This is a genomic window from Nocardia exalbida NBRC 100660, from assembly GCF_000308575.1.
GTDB lineage: Bacteria > Actinomycetota > Actinomycetes > Mycobacteriales > Mycobacteriaceae > Nocardia > Nocardia exalbida.
In genome coordinates this window covers 35,134-54,406 of sequence record NZ_BAFZ01000162.1, presented here as the reverse complement: position 1 = coordinate 54,406, position 19,273 = coordinate 35,134, and the positions used below count along the sequence as shown (strand labels likewise).

The 19,273-nt window shown below is 65.3% G+C and carries 17 protein-coding genes and 3 pseudogenes; 11 read left to right on the top strand and 9 right to left on the bottom strand.

Going from position 1 to position 19,273, the window contains the following annotated elements; all coding sequences use genetic code 11:
• Positions 1-86: 86 nt before the first annotated feature.
• Complete coding sequence (locus tag ON29_RS31810) at positions 87-761, bottom strand: TetR/AcrR family transcriptional regulator (protein WP_169332620.1); 675 nt, start codon at positions 759-761, stop codon at positions 87-89.
• Between ON29_RS31810 and ON29_RS37570 the strand changes: the two genes are divergently transcribed.
• Together ON29_RS37570 and ON29_RS37920 are read left to right on the top strand one after the other, a co-directional pair.
• On the top strand, positions 660-1,451 hold the full coding sequence (locus tag ON29_RS37570; protein ID WP_281032577.1) for a LysR family substrate-binding domain-containing protein: 792 nt from the start codon (positions 660-662) through the stop codon (positions 1,449-1,451). The two genes, ON29_RS31810 and ON29_RS37570, sit on opposite strands and share 102 nt — an antisense overlap.
• Positions 1,452-1,547: 96 nt before the next feature.
• Positions 1,548-2,156, top strand: a pseudogene (locus tag ON29_RS37920) (IS30 family transposase); the annotation flags it as partial.
• Between the two features lie 89 nt (positions 2,157-2,245).
• On the opposite strand, the gene ON29_RS31795 reads toward ON29_RS37920, so the two are convergent.
• Positions 2,246-2,986, bottom strand: a complete 741-nt coding sequence (locus ON29_RS31795) for a LuxR C-terminal-related transcriptional regulator (protein ID WP_040871908.1) — start codon at positions 2,984-2,986, stop codon at positions 2,246-2,248.
• Positions 2,987-3,062: 76 nt separating this feature from the next.
• Here ON29_RS31795 and ON29_RS31790 point away from each other — a divergent pair, with 76 nt between their 5' ends.
• From ON29_RS31790 to hemB, 3 genes are read left to right on the top strand one after another with little or no spacing between them, the layout of a single operon-like run.
• Positions 3,063-3,836, top strand: a complete 774-nt coding sequence (locus ON29_RS31790) for an FAD-dependent oxidoreductase (protein WP_040871907.1) — start codon at positions 3,063-3,065, stop codon at positions 3,834-3,836.
• 11 nt (positions 3,837-3,847) lie between these two features.
• Positions 3,848-4,639, top strand: a complete 792-nt coding sequence (locus ON29_RS31785) for an aspartate/glutamate racemase family protein (RefSeq protein WP_040871906.1) — start codon at positions 3,848-3,850, stop codon at positions 4,637-4,639.
• Complete coding sequence (gene hemB / locus ON29_RS31780; protein WP_040871905.1) at positions 4,636-5,613, top strand: porphobilinogen synthase; 978 nt, start codon at positions 4,636-4,638, stop codon at positions 5,611-5,613. The genes ON29_RS31785 and hemB overlap by 4 nt, the downstream gene beginning before the upstream one ends.
• Positions 5,614-5,979: 366 nt before the next feature.
• Here hemB and ON29_RS31775 read toward each other — a convergent pair whose 3' ends face one another.
• Positions 5,980-6,705: a hypothetical protein gene (locus tag ON29_RS31775; protein ID WP_157172977.1), complete on the bottom strand. Its 726-nt coding sequence runs from the start codon at positions 6,703-6,705 to the stop codon at positions 5,980-5,982.
• A gap of 146 nt (positions 6,706-6,851) precedes the next feature.
• On the opposite strand from ON29_RS31775, the pseudogene ON29_RS37365 reads away from it, so the two are divergent.
• Both ON29_RS37365 and ON29_RS36795 read left to right on the top strand, forming a co-directional pair.
• Positions 6,852-6,997, top strand: a pseudogene (locus tag ON29_RS37365) (IS21 family transposase); the annotation flags it as partial.
• A pseudogene (locus ON29_RS36795) lies at positions 6,994-7,143 on the top strand (IS21-like element ISAau2 family helper ATPase IstB); the annotation flags it as partial. The pseudogenes ON29_RS37365 and ON29_RS36795, both read left to right, overlap by 4 nt.
• 116 nt (positions 7,144-7,259) lie before the next feature.
• On the opposite strand, the gene ON29_RS31770 reads toward ON29_RS36795, so the two are convergent.
• The 4 genes from ON29_RS31770 to ON29_RS31755 form a co-directional block, all read right to left on the bottom strand.
• Positions 7,260-9,584 (bottom strand): hypothetical protein, encoded by a 2,325-nt coding sequence (locus ON29_RS31770; protein WP_157172976.1) that lies wholly within the window; start codon positions 9,582-9,584, stop codon positions 7,260-7,262.
• A 99-nt stretch (positions 9,585-9,683) separates the two neighbouring features.
• Positions 9,684-10,865 (bottom strand): alpha-xenorhabdolysin family binary toxin subunit A, encoded by a 1,182-nt coding sequence (locus tag ON29_RS31765; RefSeq protein ID WP_040871902.1) that lies wholly within the window; start codon positions 10,863-10,865, stop codon positions 9,684-9,686.
• 35 nt (positions 10,866-10,900) lie between these two features.
• Complete coding sequence (locus ON29_RS31760; protein WP_083864205.1) at positions 10,901-12,085, bottom strand: alpha-xenorhabdolysin family binary toxin subunit A; 1,185 nt, start codon at positions 12,083-12,085, stop codon at positions 10,901-10,903.
• Positions 12,086-12,748: 663 nt separating this feature from the next.
• Entirely contained in the window at positions 12,749-13,513 is a 765-nt protein-coding gene (locus ON29_RS31755) for a maleylpyruvate isomerase family mycothiol-dependent enzyme (RefSeq protein WP_083864204.1), read from the bottom strand.
• A gap of 268 nt (positions 13,514-13,781) precedes the next feature.
• Here ON29_RS31755 and ON29_RS37915 point away from each other — a divergent pair, with 268 nt between their 5' ends.
• From ON29_RS37915 to ON29_RS31740, 4 genes are all read left to right on the top strand, one after another.
• Positions 13,782-13,949, top strand: a complete 168-nt coding sequence (locus ON29_RS37915) for a GNAT family protein (RefSeq protein WP_373283949.1) — start codon at positions 13,782-13,784, stop codon at positions 13,947-13,949.
• Between the two features lie 304 nt (positions 13,950-14,253).
• Positions 14,254-15,003 carry a lysophospholipid acyltransferase family protein gene (locus ON29_RS31750; RefSeq protein ID WP_306307231.1) on the top strand — a complete coding sequence of 250 codons (750 nt, stop codon included), beginning with the start codon at positions 14,254-14,256 and terminating at the stop codon, positions 15,001-15,003.
• The gene (locus tag ON29_RS31745) at positions 15,000-15,785 is read left to right on the top strand and encodes a PIG-L deacetylase family protein (RefSeq protein ID WP_051175825.1); all 786 of its coding nucleotides are present in this window, start codon (positions 15,000-15,002) and stop codon (positions 15,783-15,785) included. Before ON29_RS31750 ends, ON29_RS31745 begins: the two co-directional genes overlap by 4 nt.
• Positions 15,778-17,307, top strand: coding sequence for a CocE/NonD family hydrolase (locus ON29_RS31740; RefSeq protein WP_040871900.1), 1,530 nt, complete (start codon positions 15,778-15,780; stop codon positions 17,305-17,307). Before ON29_RS31745 ends, ON29_RS31740 begins: the two co-directional genes overlap by 8 nt.
• Here the strand turns inward: ON29_RS31740 and ON29_RS31735 are convergent.
• Entirely contained in the window at positions 17,237-18,151 is a 915-nt protein-coding gene (locus ON29_RS31735; protein ID WP_040871899.1) for a hypothetical protein, read from the bottom strand. The genes ON29_RS31740 and ON29_RS31735 overlap by 71 nt on opposite strands.
• Positions 18,148-19,254: a glycosyltransferase family 4 protein gene (locus ON29_RS31730; RefSeq protein WP_051175823.1), complete on the bottom strand. Its 1,107-nt coding sequence runs from the start codon at positions 19,252-19,254 to the stop codon at positions 18,148-18,150. Before ON29_RS31730 ends, ON29_RS31735 begins: the two co-directional genes overlap by 4 nt.
• Positions 19,255-19,273 lie beyond the last annotated feature (19 nt).

Sequence of the window (19,273 nt, the reverse complement as noted above, 5' to 3'; positions counted from 1 at the left end):
GACGTCGGCGATCGGCTCGATCGAGGTGGAGGGGACTTCGACGCCAACCGGTGAGGGCATCCCGTTCTCGGCGCCTTGTGGGTGGTTCAGCTCGCGGGACCGGCTCGATAGGCGCGGAGGAAGGCACGGACGCCGGAGGTCACGCTGGCATCGATGGCACCGGGCTCGGCGTCGATAGCGCCCCAGAAAGTCCGATGGTTGGCCTCACCGGCGGCGAGGAGGACGAAGTGAGCGGCTGCACGTTCGGCATCTTCGAGGTCGAGCAATCCCCGCACGGCGAGATCCGAAAACCTTCGGGCCAGAGCGGCATGAACCGTGCGTGGGCCGGCGTCGAGCCATGTATCGAGTATCGCGCCCGGGATGTGGTCCGCCTCGGCACGGATCTGGCGGACGAGGGCGAAGTGGTCCTCGTCGCCGCCGACGACGAAGGTGCGGCCCAAGGCAGTGAGAGCGACATCGATATCCACGACATCGCTCAAATGGTGTTCGATCGCAGCACATCGACTGGCCCGCGCACGCTCCGCGCTGTCGATGATCACCGCGGTGAACAGCTGCTTCTTATCTGCGAAGTGCTTGTAGATCGTGCGGGTCGACACCGCTGATTCGCGTGCGATGGCATCAATGGAGGCGCGGGTATAACCGTCGCGACAGAACACGGCGTGTGCGCCCCGCAAGATGGAAGTCCGCTTCTCCGGCCGCAACTGGCGAACTACGGCCACGTCCAGACTCGTCATGATCGGTTCGCCGAACTGCCCGAACATGCTGTCGCGCCGAGCGGCCATCGTTGTGCGAGCGGTTCTTCGGCGACGAACATCGGCATCCCCTGCTGTCTGCGCTGCCGCATCAGCAGCAGAGCCGCCACAAAAAGTACAACGATCACTTTACCCAACGGTCCGGTACACCGCCAGCCCGGCGAATACGACCTGGTCCTGGTTCGACCTCAACCGACCGCCGAACCAGGTCCACGACGAGGGGTCCATCACCTGAGGTCGCCGAGCCCTGACGGGCCGGACATCGTGCTCGAAACCCTGCGCACCGAACAATTTCTCGCTGTGCTCCCCACGAACCACCCCTTGGCTCACACGGATCCGATCGATCTCGCTGCCTTGGACGCCGAGAGCTTCATCACCCACCCTTCAGGCGCAAGATCCACGATGCACCACCTGGTGCTGGACGCGTGCGCACGCGCCGGTTTCCGGCCCCAGGTACTCGAAGTCAGCGAGACCGCAACCCTCGCGGTCTCCGTAGCCGCCGGCCTCGGAGTCGCCCTGGCTCCCGAACCCGTCCGCAGCCTCGGACTGGACGGCATCACCTACCGCCATCTCCGACACCCGCAAACCGTCGACCTGATGCTGGCCCAACGGAAACCCGAAGCCTCGCCCGGCGTTGTTGCCGTCGCCGCATTGGTCCGGGCTGCGGCTGGAGGCTCCGCGCAGAACGAACCAGGCTAGGTTCAAAGGGGTCAACGCAACACCCTTGTCGACGAGGGGTTCGAGTTGGGGCGTCCTGCGATATCGGTTGAGGTTCAGCGTTCGTTCTGAGCGTGGATCCGTGAGGGCGAGATCATCGACACCCCGGCCGCGGCGGGCGAGGGTATCAGTGCGATCACCAGGTCGATCGGAAGGTCTGCCTCGACCGTCAGCCGCGAGATTGCGCGTGGCACTCGCCGACCGAAGACGGGATATCGGGTGACTGTTGCTCAGGCGCTCGCCGACAAGCGCGCCCTCCGTCCCCGAAATCGCGTTGCTCCGCCGCGATTCCCGACTGGGCGCCCATGTCGAGCGGCAGTTGCTGTTGAAGCACAGCCCCGAGCAGATCAGCCAGCGGCTGCTGGTCGATTTCCCGACGATCCGTGTATGTGTGTCTCCCACGAGACGATCTATCAGTCGCTCCACGTTCGAAGACGAGAAGCGCTCAAACGTGAACTGGCGCAGTGTCTGCGAACCGGACGTGCGCTACGCAAGCCGCACCGCAAGACCGACGAGCGCCGAAGTCGTCATGCCGGTGCGGTCTCGATCAGTCAACGGGCCGCCGAAGTCGAGGACCGGACAGTGCCGGGACACTGGGAAGGCGACCTCATCACCGGGGCCGGAACTGCTCCGCCATCGGCACGCTTGTCGAGCGCGCGACCGGATTCGTCATGTTGCGCTCCCTCGCACGATATCTACAAGGAATTTCAGGCGCGGAACACCAGCCGAGTAGCCGCGCGGACCCGAGCATCGGACCACATGGCCGGCGCTGCAGGTCATGTCCGAGGCTGAATGCGTTCGCTGGCCGCCAGGGCGGCGAGTTCCGCCCGTGAGGAAACGCCGAGCTTGGTATAAAGGCGGGTCAGATGGGCCTCGATAGTCTTCTCGCTCACGTAGAGTTCCTGTGAGATCTGGCGGTTCGTCCGGCCGAGTACGACGCGGTCGACGATCTCGGATTGCCGCTCGGTCAGATCGCCGAGCCGCACCGTGGTCGCGCGGGAACGGCTTCGTGGTCCTGACGTCTGCCGCTCGCCTACCCGGTGCAGAGCCAGGCGAGCACGCTCGGCGAGCCGTTCCGCGCCACAGAGTTCGAATGCCAGGAGCGCTGCGTCGAATTGGGCTTTCGCCGCGGTGAGGTCGTGCAGATCGGCGAGCGCGTGTCCGAACAACAGACGAGCCCGGGCCGCATCCAGAGCAGTGCCGCTGGTGGTGTACTCGGTGACGGCCCTCTCGGCGTTGTCGGCGGCCGCCCGTACCTCCTCGCGGGTCAGCTGTACGTGCGCGCGGCAGTATCGTGCGTCGCCGAGCCGCATATGCATCATCGGCATGCCGTCGACGATCGTTTCGACGCGTCGAGTCGTCTTCTCCGCGGCGTCGATCCGTCCGAGAGCGAGTTCGGCATCGACCAGATACCGATAGAAATGTGGCAATAGGGTCGGGTATATCTCCCCGGGTACCTCGCTGACGATCTTGATGAGTTCCTGGCGCCCGCGGCGATAGCGGCCGGCCTCGATCAACGCGGCGCCGTAGACCAGCGGTGCGTGCCAGGCGTATAGGGCATCGGGCCTCTGGGCGTTGAGGCGCTACCCGGAGGTGGTTGTCCGGTTCGGCGCTCGGGTCGAATCCGTGACCGACACGGGCCCGGCCATAGAGGCTCGGACCTCGAGCGGACGAGAGCGGGCTCAGTATCTCGTCGCGGCAGACGGCGCACGCAGCACCGTCAGGACCTCGCTCGGTCTGTCGTTACGGCGGTCGGTCTACCCCACGCACGCACTGCGAATCTTCACCCGCTCCCCACTCGATGAACTGCTTCCGGGGCTTGCGCCGGTGACCTACATCCGCGACCCGGTCCAGTCGTGCAGCCTGTTGCGATTGCCCGACCATTGGCGGATCGTTCTCAGACTGGTACGTGGCGAGCCTGTGCCGCAGCGTGTGGCCGGACTGCAACTCAGTGACCTGAACGTCATCGGCGTGCACCGCTACAACCTGGCAGTGGGGGTCCTCGGCGCGTTCCACCACGGCCGGGTGCTGTTCGCGGGTGACGCCGCGCACGTCACATCGACCGCAGGCGGTCTCAATATGAACGCCGGCCTCCACGACGTGGTCGATCTCGGCAGAACACTGGCCGGTGTGCTGGCGGGGTCCGCGTCATCGGCGGCCTTGGCGAGGTGGGCGCGGCGTCGTCACGCAGTTCTGATCGATCACGTCGTCCCGGCCAGCGAAGCGAGGGTCGTGGGCGTGCAAGACGGTGAGGCCGCCCGGTTGCCTGCCGCCGTCGCCGCTCTGCGGGCCATCGCAGCCGACGATGAAGCGACGAGGGCCTACCTGGCCAAAGCCTCCATGCTCGACACGAATCCCTGCGAATAAGGCAAACTGACATGCGAATACGGTTTCAAAAACACGCCGTCGAGGGGCGCGCGCCGCTGCTCGACAAACTCTACGCCAGCCACCTGACGAACGTCGCGGCTCCGGGCACCACGGTCGAAATCCGCACTCTGCCACCACTGACGTATGCGACCGAGCTGCCCGAGCACTTGGTCGGCTTCGGCTCACTCGGGCTGATATTCGGCGACTACTTCGCGCGCACGGCCGTTTCCGCCGAACGGGATGGCTGCACCGCGTGGATCAGCGGTGCCGGCCAGGACCCTGGGCTCGCCGCCGCGCGCATCCGGGCCACCATCCCCGTCGTCGGTTACGGAGACGCGACCTGGCATGCCGCCCGGCTAGAGCGGCACCGGCTCGGCGTGATCGGCTTCATTCCTCATCTGGCCGAGCCGATCACCGACAACATCGCCTCCGCCGGCGCGACTCTGGCCTCCTACCAGGTAGTCGATGACGGTGCTGCAGTCGTCTCTCGGGCGCTGGCCGAGGATTTCGATCCGTTCGTGCGTGCGTACACTGCCGCCGCCGAACGGGCAGCGAAGGCAGGCGCGCAGTGGCTGGTGCCCGCGGAGGGCATCCCCAACGAGCTCCTCGTCCACTTACAGATCCGGCAGCTGTGTGGGCTGCCGGTGATCGACCCTGGCGGGCTGGCGGTCAAGACCGCCGAGCACCTGGCCGGCTTACGCGATCTCGGCATAACCGCCAAGGCCACGTCCGGATATTGGTACCGGCAGCCATCTCGGGCCGTCGTGGAGCACGTCGAGCGGTCGCTGGAGGCTACGTCATGAACTTCCCCGTGGTCCGACCACGGCGGCTGCGCCGCACCGCCGCGCTTCGGAGGTTGGTGGCCGAGAACAGGCTGCACCCGTCCGATCTTGTCCAGCCCCTCTTCGTGCGTGAAGGCATCACGGAGTCCCGCCCCATCCCCGCGATGCCCGGCCAGATGCAGCACACACGCGAAAGCCTTCGCAAGGCGGCAGCGACCGCGGTACAGGCGGGCGTGGGCGGCGTCATGATCTTCGGCATACCCGAGGCGAAGCATCCGGACGGCCGCGGCGCCTGGGACGAACGCGGCATTGCCCAACTGGCGATTGCCGATGTCGTGGCTGAAGTCGGCGAGGCGGCCGTGGTGATAGGCGACATCAATCTCGACGAATACACCGACCATGGTCATGTCGGCCTCCTCGGGGCCGACGGCGACGTGGACAACGACGCCACGCTGCGGGCGTACACCCGAACAGCACTGGCACAGGCTGAAGCCGGAGCTCACATGGTGGCACCGAGCGGCATGATGGACGGTCAAGTCGCCGCCATTCGCGCCGGACTCGACGTTGCGGGACATGAGCGCGTACCCATTCTCGCCTATGCCGCCAAATACGACTCCGCCTTCTACGGGCCTTTCCGTACGGCCGTCGAATCCTCGTTGGTCGGTGGCAGGTCTACCCATCAACAGGACCCTGCCAACCTGCGCGAGGCGCTGCGTGAGGTGCGGCTGGACGTCGAGGAGGGCGCCGACCTGGTCATGGTCAAACCCGCCGGACTCTACCTCGACGTTGTCCGCCGGGTGGCCGACACGGTGGATGTGCCCGTTGCCGCCTACCAGGTTTCAGGCGAATACGCCGCGATCGAGGCCGCTGCCAGGCACGGGATGCTGCACCGTGAGCGGGCTATCGAAGAGAGCCTCACCGCGATCCGCCGTGCCGGGGCTCGGATCGTCATCACCTATTGGGCCACCGAAGTCGCGCAGCGACTACATGGATAGCTACCAAGGAGATGCCGCCCCCGAACGCGACCAAGCCGCACACCCGGAGTGACACTGCTACCGCAGATCACATGGACACGCAGACGCCGGGCGGCGGGTGCCGGGAGAAGATGCGGAAGTTGAGGCGACCAGGCCGAGGGCGTTGTCTTGCTGACGATATCCAACTTGATTGCACGGGCATATGCCCGGTTCGCCCAGCACTCGGGGTCGGAAGAAATCAATCGTCTCGCAGCAGGTCGGCTTCATCGCGTGGATCGCCATGGCGGCGAAGCCCGGAGCGACCGAAGCCACGACGGTCGATCCATACCCGCGCGCGATGGTAGTGAGCTTGCAACCCGGCCTGGCGATTTGGGATACGGCCGGGGTTCATACCTCCATCGTCCCCTGATTCCGCGGAGGCCACTGTAGCTCGGGCATGGGGACGGGCTCGGGCGGCAGCATCCCCTCGGGAACCACCGGGATCGCCGGCGTGAGTGGAGCCAGCACGTATTTATCGCCCAGATCCTCTTGTGCGCGCATGAGGACATCGATTGCTCGCTGGAGCGTTCGCTCGACGGTGAGGACGAGTTGATATTCCGCGTAAGAAGCCAGAACATCGGTGGAGGGGCGTTTGGTGTAAGCGGCGGGCACTGTTCGATCGAGGCTGGCCGCGTTCAACACGTCCTGCAACCGATGGACCAGGTCCTGAATTTGCTGTAGCGCCGCCGAACCTATCGTGGCGACCTCTCGGGCGGTGGCGATGGCGGTGCTGTCTGTGCCGTGCCACGCCGCTGAGCGACTTCGGAGAACATCCTGGAAGCTCGCGTACGACGCGGCGGCCGCCCCGGTCGGGCTGGTGGCTCCGGCCGGCAGTAAGGGCGGAGCAGCGGGTGGAACCACGGGTGGCGGTACCGCGTATCGCGGAGTGCCCAGCGTATCAACCAGCTCCTGGAAGAGTCGTCGGGCGGCGACGACATAGTCGGCGAGAGCCTTGGATGCCCGGGGTGGAGGGTCGAGCGGCACCTGCCAGCCCTTGGGCGGTGCGATAGGCGACGGTCCAGGGGATGGTGAGGGCGTGGGACCTGTTTTGCTCTCCGACAAGTTGATATCCATCGAGCCACCTTGTGCCGACGTCGCGTCCGGATAAACAGCATCTCATAAGAACCGCACAGGGGATTTCCCAGAAACGGGGGCTGCAGCACAACCGAAGTGGTCGAACTGCTGGAGCCTTACTGAAGTCGATGCCCTCCGCGGCGAGTGCCGATTTCGATACCCAGTTGAGTCAGTGGCCGTCGCTGGTGAATACCCGGCCTCGGCGCGCATTGGGATGCGCGCCAACCGACCGGGTAGCGCCGATCGCCAGGCGATACTCACGCTGCCGTTGGTCGCGCCGGAGACCGGGTGGTGGAGCTGACCTTCCTCACCCGAGCGTTGAAAGCGCCGTCGCTGCGCGAAGCCGTCGGGCGACTGCCCGAACGCGCCCGCGAATCCCACGGCGGTGAAGGACGCATCCGCTCGGCCCGCTTCCCCCACCGAAAATCCCTCGAAGACCGCGGTCGGCGCGGAGTCGGAGCGGGCCTGCGCCGCATAGTGTCGCCGCGCGCGCCCCGGAACTGCTGCCAGCAGCGAGACCGAGCATCGACGCCGGCGTGCGCGGCGGCGGTCCGTCACGCGTCGTGGATTATCGAGCCGGAGAACTGCATGGTGATCGAAGTCGCGTTCGACAAGTCGGTTGTCGACGGGTCGACCATGATGTTCCATCCGGCGAAGGGCGTCGGTTCGAAGTATGCGTAGCTCACCTCATGATCGAGGGCGCCGTCGACTTCGACGTAACCGTAAGTTCCGTCGTCGAAGCTCCAGTCGGGTGGTCCGTTCTTCTTGGCGGTGACCCGGTATTCGAAGTCGAGAGCTAAAGGCTTGGAAGTGAATTGATACGTTTTCCCTCGATAGCGATCGAGGTAGTTGCCTTGATTGCTGATGGTCAGGTTGATCGAGCTGCCGTTTCGCGGTGCAGCCTTGTCCACCCATATCCGGACGCGGGTGAGCCGGACTCGGCCGAAACCGGCGAACTCGTCGGTGTCCAGTGGTACCTCGAAGCGGGCGGTCCCTGATTTCTTGAATTGGGCGAGGACGTCGGGGGCGTTTGTGCTGTTGATGGTGTATCTCTTGTCGGCCAGGATCTGCGGCGGCGGGGAGAAGTGTTCCAGCGCAGTCGCGGAGTCCATGGTGATGCTTGTCAGGTTCGTCAGTCCGGCATCGAGTTCGCCGATGTTGTCGAGGATGCGTGGGCGCACTACCGAGGGTGCCAGTGCCCAGTAGAAGTACGATGCGCGGTAGCCCTGTAGGGCGGTGAACAGTGAGCTCTTGGTGTCGAGGTAGCGCTGGTACAACTGCTGCATCAGCGCTGCCAGGGGAGCCTTGCCGTGGACCAGGGAGTCCAGGTACTGCTGCAATTGCTGCTGTTCCTGTTCGGCCAACTGTTTTTGCAGGCTGACAGCGGCGTACTGCTGGCCGGCCGCGACCGCGGCCGCTTGGGCGGCGGCCAATTCCTGCCCGTGGATGGCGACGGCGTCGACGGCGAGCTCGAGCTCGCGTGCGTAGCGGATACCTTTCTGGACCGGGTCGGCGAGCATGGCGTCGGTGTTCTGCTGGTAGATCCGCCACTGGTAGGTAGCGGTGAGATCCGCTCCGCCGGTGTCGAGGTTCATGTCTTTCAGCTTGGCAGCGTATTCCTCGGCGTTGTGGAAGTCCTCGACGGCGTCGACGATCTCCTTTGACAGGTCATAGACCTTTTTCAGTGCCTCCGCGATCTTTTTGAGCTGGTCCATGCAGTCTTTGAGGCTCGCGGCCAGTTTCGCGATGTCACTGCCGGCCTGGGCCGCAGCTTCCACCGCCTCCGCTCCTTTGATCGCGCTGCCTGCGGCGGCGGCACCTGCGACGGGGTCACCGACGAACATGGCGCCGATCCCGACGCCGAAGGTGATGACCGCGGTGCTGAGGTCGATGATCGCCTTGAGGATCTGTTGATTCTTCCATTCGGGTACGCCGACGTCCTCGAAGTCGATCTGGGTCTCCTCGGCAGTGTCCTGGGCTGCCGTCAGCCGTTGCTGTGCGGCGGTGACCGCGGCGCTGGCGTTGTCGAAGTTGTTTTTCGCCTGGGCCAGTAGTTGAGTGGTGTATTGGGTCTCGTAGGTCTTGTTCGCCAGCAGCGCCTTGGCGAGCTGGATGAAGTTGTCGGTGACGACGGTCTGGGTGCTGAGGGCCTGGTAGTCGGCCTCGTACTGTTTGGCTTCGGCGACGAAGGACTGCGCGAGGTCGGTGTAGACCTGCCGACTCAGATACGGGACGAAGACTGTCCCATCGGATTCCGCGTTCAGCTGCGCGGTGAGCAGCGTCAGCAGCGACGAGCTGCGCAGGAGCACGCTCAGCAGCTCGACGTTGTAGCCCGACCAGTTCTTCAGCCATGTCAGCTGGCGTAGCGCCAGGTCCGGATGGGTGTCGTAGAGCAGCGAGGCGAACAGGAACTCGGTGCGCAGCGCCTGTTGGAAGTAGTCCGGGGCAGTCAGGGCCGCGACACCGTGGGCCCGGTCCAGAGGGCTTTGGACCGGGCCACTGCCCTCGACGTACTTGATCAGCACGCCGCCGGAGGGTGGTGGGGCATCGATGACGGGTAGGGCGATGGTCTGCTGGGAGGCGACCACAGCCTGGCCCTGCACGCTGCCTGCCAGCTCGTCGCAGAAGAGCACGAATCGGGCACCGTGATCGTTTTGGTAGTCGAGGGTCACGGTGAACAGCTCGTCGCTCTGCAGCCGTCGCGCCTGGATCCACAGAACAGTTTGCTTCAGCTGCCATGAGACCCCGGCGGGCACATTCACGACGTCGGCTACCAGCGTCACCAGCACAGGATCGAAACCCGAGTTGTGCAACGCGGTCTGTACCTCGCCCAGGTCGAGGTACATGGCCCGGAACACCGCATAGGTGGCGTCGATCACGGTGGCCGAACAGCAGGGCACGTTGCCCTGCTGTTCGATGTCACCGTAGAGCGTGCGCCAATCGTAGGATTGCGCCGCAACGATATTCATGGCGCGGTCCTACACGCCCGCGAGGACGCAGTTGGGGGTGAGGAGGGTATCCAGCCGCCATGCCTCCACCGTCCACTGGTCCAAACTGGTGCGCTGCTGCTGGGTGACGTAGGCATTCATGCGGAAGCTGTCGGCCTCCTCGGCCACCGCGGCCCACTTACGGATGGCCGCGTCGACGCCCAGGTCCATGATGATCGGGGGGACCTGCTCGATGTTTTTGTCGATCATCGTCCGGATCGTCTCGAGGTCGCTCGAGATGGCCCCCCAAACGCCCTCGATCTTCTGGATGACCGGGAGCACCGCGGTGAGGTCCTGCCCGATCGTCGTGGAGCTGTCCTCAGCGGATTCGACGGCGTGCATCAGGTTCGCGTAGGCGGCGTACTTCGCCTCCAGCGAATTGATGAGGTCCTTGGCGGCGTTGATCCTGTGTAGGGCCTCCACGGCGCGACTGCCGTAGACGCCGGCCACGACTGATGCGGCGATGAAGCCGGGCAGTCCCAGCCATGCGTAGGTCGGCGACGTCGCGGCCACCACGACATCGTGGTTGTACTCGTCGTTCGCGGCCTTCAGCACGGCCTTCGCGTCGGCGATCTGCTTCGTGACGTCGGCGACATCCTTGCTGGCTTTGCCGTACTTGTCGTCGTAGTACGCGACGAGGCCACCGTCACCGCCGGTCCCCACCATCGTCGTCTTGTCCGTCTCGGTGTCCTTCGCGAACTGATGAATTTGGGCGGTGACTGCGGTCGCTTTCTGCACCCGCGTGTCGGCGTCCTTCTTCAACACGTCCAGAATCGCCTCGAGCTTGTCTTTCGCCTGCTGGTCGTTCGGATTGTCCGTCAGTTTTTGCGCCAGATCCTTGATGGGCGGGTAATAGATGGGCGCTTTGTTCGAACCGTAATCGTTGATGTCGCCGGCCAGGCTGATCGTGGCAGGATAGATCGTCTCGCGCCACGTCGTTACATGCTTGTTGATCTCCTGGTAGGCGTCGATCAACTTGGTGAAGTCGGACAGGTCGCTGGGTGCGCCCGAGCCCAAGTTGTTGCGGAACTGGGTTTCGGTTGTCGGGAGGACAAGGGCCTCCTGAACGTAGGCCTGGATCCTGACCCACTCGGCCCGGCTCAGCGTAAACGCCGGCCCGCCCTGCTCGCCCGGTTCCGCCAGTTCCCGGGGCCCGATATTCAACTCGGTCATCGCAGAATCTCCCTTCCATGTGGATGCAGTGACAGTCACCGGAGCGCGCCCGCGAGGACGCGGTTCGGCGTGATGAGGGTCGCCAGCCGCCATCCCTCCACGGTCCACTGCTCGAAACCGTTGGGCTGCTCGCTGACATGGGCGTTCCTGAGGAAGTTGCCGGCCTCCTCGGCCACCGCGGCCCACTTGGCGATGGCCGCGTCGACGCCCAGGTCCATGATGATCGGTGGGACCTGCGCGATGTTGTTGTCGATCAAGTCCAGGATGTACCCGAGGTCGTCGAACAAAGCACCCCATACCCCCTCGACCTTCTGGACCACCGGGAGGACTGCGGTGATGTCCTGGGCGATCGTCGAGGAGCTCTGCTGGGCGGACCGAGCGGCGTTCATCAGATTCGCGTCGGCGGCCAACTCGGCTTCCAGCTTGTTGATCTGCGCCTTGGCGGCATTCACTCGTTTCAGTGCCTCGACAGCGCGAGCGCCGTATTCACCGGCCACGACCGCTCCGGCGATGAACCCGGGCAATCCCAGCCACGCGTAGGCCGGCGTTGTCGAAGCGACCACGACATCGTGGTTGTACTCGTCGTTCGCCGCCTTCAACACAGTCTTCTCGTCGGCGATCTCCTTCGTGACGTCGGCGACGGCCTGGCTGGCTCGACCGTATTTCTTGTCGTAGTACGCGACCAGGCCACCATTGCCGTCCGTCCCCGTCAACGTTGTTTTGTCGGTCTCGATGTCATACGCGAACTGGAAAGTCGTGCCCGAGACCAAGCGCGCCCACTGCACCTGCTTATCTGCCTCGCCCCGCAACGTCCTGAGAACCGCTTTCAAGTCGTTCTTCGCCTGCTGATCGTTCGGATTGTTCATCAGCCGTTGCGCCAGGTCTTTGATGGGCGGGTAGTAGACCGGGACCTTGTCCCTGCCGTACTGAAGGATATTGCCGGCCACGCTGATCATCTTGGGATAGATCGAGTCACGCCAATTCTTGCCGTCATCATTGATCAGCCGATAGACATTGATCAGCTTGGTGAAGTCGGACAGGTCACTGGGCGCACCCGGGCCCAAGGAGTTCCGGAACTCGGTCTGCGTTGTCGGAAGGACGAGCGCATCCTGAACGAAGACCTGGATTTTGATCCACTCGGGCCGGCTGAGAATGAAACCTGGCCCGCCCTGCACGCCGGGCTCGGACAACGCTCCTGGTCCGATATCCAAACTGGTCATCGATGACCTCCTTTTGTGGGAACCGGCCGGATAGCGCCAGCGAACGTCCTCTGCCGCGTTCGGGCGCCGGCTGCAGTCAGAGCATCGGTATCAAATGCCTGCGAGGCAATGCACGACCAGTCGTCCGACCGGCGGGTGCGATGGGGAAAAGATGGTTTCCGAACTCGAGCCTCACCAGGTTCATAGATTTCGTGGGCGACAGTGGCACCAGTTCTGCGGCGGTACGCGATCGTGCGCGCACGCGGATGTTGATTCGACTCGTGCCCTTACCCGAGAAGGTTCGTTCGATTTGCCTTCGCTTCGCCCCGGTTCAGTGTTACTGCCGGAGGCAGAGAATCGCTGATAGCCCTGTCCCGGCTCCACTCATTTTGCGCCGTAGGTACGCGTCGTGTCGACATGTTCGCCCCTAACGACTCCGCTACCATTCCACGGTCTGCGGCCGCACCCCTTTCAGACCTGAGGTCTGCAATAGGCAGAGTTCCGAATGGCGGGCTGCGTTCCTGCGCGCCGCCGAAGAAGAGCGTCACGTCCTGGCCCGACGACAGATCCTTCGGGGTGGTTTCTTCCCCGAAAACCCCGCCTGCAAGTGCAGATGCACAATCGGTCTGATACCCATGCTCAGGACATCGGAGTCGAGTTCGCGGATCGGTGGGCTCGACGTGGTCAGAACGGGGTTCGTTCGAGCCACCAGGTCAGAATGCCCGGATCACCGTGAATTTCGACTCCGGGATCATCGGATCGAATTCGTCCGAGTAGGACGAGCAGGAGGATGAAGGCGCGTGCCCGCACGGCGACGGTCGCCTTGGCGTGGGCGTGTTCCCAGGTGATCGAGCGACCGGAGGGGCGGATGATCCACTCGCCGTCGGGGCCGAGTTCCGGGTCGGTGGCGTGCAGGTGCAAGGTGGTGTCGGCGGCCAGGACGGTTTCGGCGCGGCGGGTGAGTCCGACGCTCAGCAGGTCGAGCCATTCACTGATGGCATCGGCGGCCACGGCGGGTTCGATCGAGACTGGTCGCCCGAGAGCCAGTAGTGCGTCGGCGTGGTGCGCGACGGCCTCGTGGGCGAGGCGGCGAATCCACCAGTGGACCGGGCGTGGCGTTCCGAGAGTGGTCCAGATCTCGGCATCTGGGCCGGTGCTGTCGACGGCGGCAAGGGCGAGCCGGGCGCCTTCCGACAGCCATCGTGCCGCTGCCTGCGGGTCGGCGGGTCGTGCTCCATCGGGTACTGCTCGGATGTCGAATTCCTCGGTGGATCGATCGGTGATCATCGCCGCCGCCCATCGCTGAGCCCGTCCGACGTGGGTGGCGAGGTCGGCCAGTGTCCAGCCGGGACAGGTGGGAATCGGGGTTGCGGGGTCAGCCTCGCGCAGAAGTTCTGCGAGCGCGTCGGTTTCGGTGATCAGTGCCGCCCGATGCAGATCCGTGGTCACGGTACGAGGTTAGTTGCGCGTAGGTCTCTTCAGCACTGCAAATTCGTGGTGCGCCTGGCCCCCGCTGGTCTGAAGGCTTGTCGAAGCGGGTGGAAGTTGAGGTGACGCCGGGCCGCGCAGGGCGGCGAAGGCCGCCAGGAACGGGGCACGTTTGAGTTTGTGGTTGCCTGATCGAGCTGGCAATTCTCCCCGGCCTTCCGAAATCCGCGGGTCCCCGCATCGAGGTGGTGCCACGATGGCGTGACTTCATTCGTCATGACGACCCGGGCTGAGAGGACGCCGCATCGGAACCAGCCTGGTCGCGGCTCTTATCAGCGACCTTCGCGAACTCGGCCTCGAGTGGCTGCACGTCGACTACGAACCACACCTCACCAGTTTCTATCGCGACACCTGCGGGTTCCGAACCACCGACGCCGGCCTACTACGACTGAACTGACACCACGACCGATCCAGCTTTACCAACACCACAGGGACACCCCCCGAGGTCATCGCGCGATACGCGGCCGACCTCATCCGGAAGTCCCACGACCGATCCGGCGATGATCAACCATGAAGCTCGACAAGTGTCGGGTAGGTGAAGATCCAGTACGGCGGGACGCGAACCCCTGCGCCGGTGAGATCGAGATCGCCCAGGCGGGCACGCCGCTCGCCATGAGGGCAGAGCCATGGCGCCGGCATCGTCGAATTCGAGCAGATCGAGCACGAACAGCTCGGCGCCGGCTCGTAGCGGCTAGATTCGGATGGTGAGTGAAATCGTCTATCCTCTCGCGCTTTTCATGGTGAAAGCCGGTCGGCGCGCACTGCGTCTGCGGATTCGGATAGTCGATGAATCACACCTGCCCCGTGTCGGGGGTGCGGTGGTGGCCGGCAATCACGTGTCGTATCTGGACCCTTTCGCTCTCGCGCTTGCTGCGGACAAGGTGGGCCGGGCGACCAGGTTCCTCTCGACGCAGGAGCATTTCGACCATCGGGTCTATGGCGCCGCGATGCGCGGTATGCGGCACATCGCAGTGGGTTCCGGCGGTGACGGCAAGGCCTACCGCGCCGCGACCACCGCGCTCGACGCAGGGGACCTCATCGGGGTGTTCCCGGAAGGGACGATCGCACGATCGTTCACCGTCCAGCGGTTGCGGACGGGAGCGGCACGGTTGGCGGCAGGGTGCGGGGTGCCGCTGGTGCCGGTGGCTGTATGGGGGACACAGCGACTGTGGACCACGCACCACCGCGAGCTCGATCAGCGGGGTCTACCACTCACGGTGCTCGTGGGTGAGCCGATGTTCCCCGCGGCTGACGACGACCCGGACTGCGTCACCGTCCAGCTGCGTGACCGTATGCAGGAACTCTTGGACCGGGCACAGCGAGAATACCCCGAGTCCGGGACGGGACAGTGGTGGCAACCGCGTCATCTCGGCGGGTCCGCAGCCACCCCTGCCGAGGCTGTGGCGCTGGACGCCGCGGAGAATGAGGCACGGGATCGGCGCGAAGCGTGACATCCCGAACCCCCGTCGAGTGGCTCGGCGCGCCGGATACGCCGTGGGTCTTCGTGCACGCGCATCCCGACGACGAATCACTGTTGACGGCGGGAACGATGCGCAGGGTCAGCGAGGCGGGGCGGCGCACGGTCGTCGTGTTCGCGACCGATGGCGCCGCGGGACTCGCGGATTCGCCACCGGGTCCGCAGCTCGCAGCGCGTCGCGAGGCGGAGGCGTTGGCATCAGCCGCGGTCCTGGGTTGCGACCGGGTGGAATTCCTCGGGTACGCGGATTCCGGACTCGACGGTCACGTGCCAGGCGGCTTCTGCGGCGTACCTGTCACCCGGGCAGCCGAGCGGCTTGCCGCACTCTTGGTCGAGGAGCGGGCCGGGGTGGTCACGTCCTATGACGAATCCGGAGGTTACGGACATCCCGATCACGTGCAGGTACATCGGGTGGTTGCGGCGGCGGCGCGGCAGGCCGCCACGCCGTTGTTGCTGGAGGCGACAGTCGATCGCGATCAGTTACTGAGAGTACTGCGCTTGGTGCACGCTGTCGGATTGTTGCCCGCCGGGGTAGCGATGGAGCGATTCAGCGCGAGCTTCGTCCCCGGCGCGGACATCACCCACCGGGTCGACGTGCGACGCTATGCGAGCGTCAAGCGCGCCAGCATGATGGCCCACGCCAGCCAGGCGGGTGGCGGTGACGGCGTGCGCACCCTGCGCTTGTTGCGGGGGCTGCCGATGCCGCTGTTTCGACGGATCTGCGGCACGGAATGGTTTGTCCAGCGTGATGTTTGACCTCCGGATAGAGAGAGACCTGTCCGTTCCGATGCCGGATGGTGAATGCCTGCTCGCCGACCGGTACCACCGTGCGTCGAGTACATCCGGACCGACCATCCTGGTGCGATCCCCTATGGGACGGCGACCGCTCGGCGTCATCTATGGATTGTATTTCGCGCGCGCGGGATTTCAGGTGGTGGTCCAGGACGGCCGCTCGGCCGAGGATGTGTTACCGCTGAGCACCGAGCGTGCTGATGGGTTGGCGACGATCGAGTGGCTTCGAGGTCAGGTGTGGTTCGACGGCCGGCTGGCGTTGCATGGCATGAGCGCGATGGGGTTCGCACACTGGGCCATTGCGGCCGACATCCCCGAATTGCGTGCTGTTTCGGTTCATGTCGCGTCCTCATCGGTGGCCGACACGATCTTCACCGGCGGTTCGACTGCGCTGGAGTCCGTGCTGATCTGGTGTTCGAATCACAGCTTCATCACCGCGCTGCGGGCGCCCCGTCGGGCACGCCGCGCGATCGCGTCGGGCCGCCCGGCCGCGGAGTTGGACGTGCTGACCGGTGGTCGAACGGTCTCCTTCTATCAAGCCGTGATCGCCGACATCGGCGCGGGCAGCCCGTTGCGGGAACTGCTCGACCACGGTCGTGCACCCGCGGAGTGCGCCGGAACCCCGGTGCATCTGGTCGGCGGTTGGTATGACATCTTCCTGCCCGGCCTCGTCCGCGACTATGCCGCATTGAGTGCGGCTGGTGGTGCGCCGCGACTCACCATCGGACCATGGGGGCATTACAACCCGCACCAGTTCGTCGTCGCGAATCGTGAGGCGCGGCAGTGGTTTCACGCCCACCTGCGTGGAGGTGAGGATCGTCCGTCTCGCAAGCCCGTTCGCCTGTTTGTCACCGGCGTTCGGCGCTGGCGCGAATACGCTTGCTGGCCTCCACCCGGAACCGGTGCCGTACGGTGGCACTTGCGTGAGTGCGGGCGGCTGTCGCGTGTGTCTGCTGAGCAAACGGGAAGCGATCATTTCCGATACGACCCTGCGGACCCCACGCCCGCTCCCCGTGGTCCCGTGATCGTCGGGTTCTCGCGGCCCCAGGACTGCCGGCAGATCGAAAGTCGGCCCGACCTGCTGACCTACACCAGCGACCCGCTCGGCGCACCGCTCGAGATCATCGGAACGGTGGTCGCCGAGCTTCGGTTGCGCATAGCCCCCGCATGCCCGCAGCGCGGGCGTGGCGTCTGCGATGTCGTCGTGCGCGTGTGCGACGTTCATCCCAATGGGCGATCTTTCAACATCTGCGAAGGCGTACGGCGGGTCGAGCCCCTCACCGATGAGGACGACATACGGGTCGAGTTGTGGCCGATCGCGCACCGGTTCGCCACCGGACATCAACTGCGCGTGCAGGTGTGCGGGGCAGCGGTTCCGCGCTACATGCGGCAGCCGGCCCCGACCGCCTACGAGCTCATTCGCGACCCCAGTGGTCCTTCGTCGGTGATTCTACCGACGGTTCCCACCGGTTTCGGAACATGCTGAGGGCGACGGCCTCGTTGCGGCCTGACCTGTTCACGGTGTGGTGCAGCGCGCCCACGAACGCGCCCGCAGCCTCGATCGGTACCCCGCGTACTGGTATCACCAACCGCGGCACACCCCGGCGCGCCAGGTGCCCAGAGATCCACACGTCGTCCTGCCATCGCATTTCCGGCGGCCAGCCGTCGAAATCGTGGACATCGTCGTCCAGCGCTCCGGGCGGGATCAGATATCCCCACATACCCATCAGCACATCGACCGGGGTGGCCTCGGACACCGCGGTGCCGTATACGTGTCCGCAATAGCGCGGGTCACGGTCGAAACGCACGCTCGATCCCCGCACTCCGACAGCGGCTTTCGGCTCCAAGCGATGCGCCACGAGCAGATCGGCGACGAACGTGTCCGGATAGATCGCGTCATCGTCGACCACCACGATGACGGCGTCCGGCTCGGCCAGCAGCGTGGGCAGCAGTTTTGTCGCTGGGCCCAGATCCGTACACCGCAGCACTTCCACACCCGATGGCAGTGCCGGCGGTTGCGGATATGGGTCGCCCGTGCGTAGCGAGTGCCGTGGCCAGGTGAGCACGACTTGATCGGCGGGTTCGGTCTGGTCGAGCAGGCTGCGCAGCACCGGACCCAGGTACCGCACACGGTGCGGCACGGTCGACAATGTGATGATCACGCGCTCGGCGCGGGCAGGCGCCGAGCGCGCAGGCGGATCCCGGTGCACCAGCCGTACGGCTCGCGAGAGGTCATGCGCGAAGCCGCTGATCGTCGTGTTGCCGAACCGTTTACGGAAATGTTCGACGTTGCTCCACCCGATGCGGGCGACATGTGTCGGCGAGATCATCCGAGCGTGTCGTCCCCGTGGGCCGCTGCCATGACGCGCCGTGCGGCATCGTCGTAGCAGGTACGCAGCCGATCCAATACGACAGGCCAACTGAATTCGGCGGGGGGTACGGCTCGATTGTGGGCGCTGATGCGTTCCCGCAACGTCCGCCGCCGGCCCAACGATACCAATGCGGTGACGAGGTCCTCGGTGGAGCGGCACAGCAAACCCTCGCGGCCGTCCTCGACGAAATCCGCGACGCCGGTGCCGGATCGAGCGATCACCGGAACCCCGGCAGTTCGGGCCTCCAAGGTCGCCAACCCGAAGGCCTCGCGACGGGTGACATTCAGGTACACGTCCGCCGCCGCCAAGATCTCGCGCACCGCCCGATGATCCTGCGCACCCACCAAATGCACCCACTCGGCCATGTCATGCCTGCGCAGATAGCGGAGCATCGCACCGCGGCGCGGGCCCGAGCCGACGATCGTCGCGCGCACCCGCACGTCACCGGCCAGCCGGCCCTGCGCCAGCCGCAGCACCTCGAGCAGTTTCATCGGTTGCCTGCGCGTGACCAGCCTGCCCACCGAAACGACATGCAGATCGCTGCCACTCGCGGACGACGCCCTCCACAGATCGGTTGCCACCGCGTTGGGCACGACGACGGGGGTACTGGACAACGCGCGCGCGACCTGGCCGGCGACGACTGTACTCACCGCCGTGAACACCATGCCGTCGTGCCAGCCGGCCAGCCGCCCGATCACGCTGTAGCAGACCTGGACCGGGGGATCCCACATGCTGTGCACCGTGATCACGAGCGGGATACACAACCGAAGCGCGTGGTGCGCGGAGTACAGCGCCAGCGGTGACGCCACACTCACGTGTATGTGCACGACACTGGGCCGCAGTCGCCGAAGGATGCCGCGCACGTCGGTCATTCGGCGTGGCCGGTGGACGCGGAACGGAAGGTCGGAGTCGCTGCCGCCGACGGTCGCGGTGATGACGTGCACTTCCTCGCCGACAGCGGCCTGTGCGCGAGCCAGGGACTCGACCAGCACCTCGATACCCCCCACGCGGGGCGCGAAGACATCGGTCAGATGCACGATCAACGCCGGCCCCTGCGCCACAGTAGGTCCCCCTGGATGT

Bases quoted from the DNA above. Each gene is read 5' to 3' on its own strand.
- ON29_RS31810 (WP_169332620.1), bottom strand. From the start codon at position 761: ATGTTCGGGCAGTTCGGCGAACCGATCATGACGAGTCTGGACGTGGCC.
- ON29_RS31785 (WP_040871906.1), top strand. From the start codon at position 3,848: ATGCGAATACGGTTTCAAAAACACGCCGTCGAGGGGCGCGCGCCGCTG.
- ON29_RS31775 (WP_157172977.1), bottom strand. From the start codon at position 6,705: ATGGATATCAACTTGTCGGAGAGCAAAACAGGTCCCACGCCCTCACCA.
- ON29_RS31735 (WP_040871899.1), bottom strand. From the start codon at position 18,151: ATGATCTCGCCGACACATGTCGCCCGCATCGGGTGGAGCAACGTCGAA.
- ON29_RS31750 (WP_306307231.1), top strand. From the start codon at position 14,254: ATGGTGAGTGAAATCGTCTATCCTCTCGCGCTTTTCATGGTGAAAGCC.
- ON29_RS31760 (WP_083864205.1), bottom strand. From the start codon at position 12,085: ATGACCAGTTTGGATATCGGACCAGGAGCGTTGTCCGAGCCCGGCGTG.
- ON29_RS31765 (WP_040871902.1), bottom strand. From the start codon at position 10,865: ATGACCGAGTTGAATATCGGGCCCCGGGAACTGGCGGAACCGGGCGAG.
- ON29_RS31740 (WP_040871900.1), top strand. From the start codon at position 15,778: ATGTTTGACCTCCGGATAGAGAGAGACCTGTCCGTTCCGATGCCGGAT.
- hemB (WP_040871905.1), top strand. From the start codon at position 4,636: ATGAACTTCCCCGTGGTCCGACCACGGCGGCTGCGCCGCACCGCCGCG.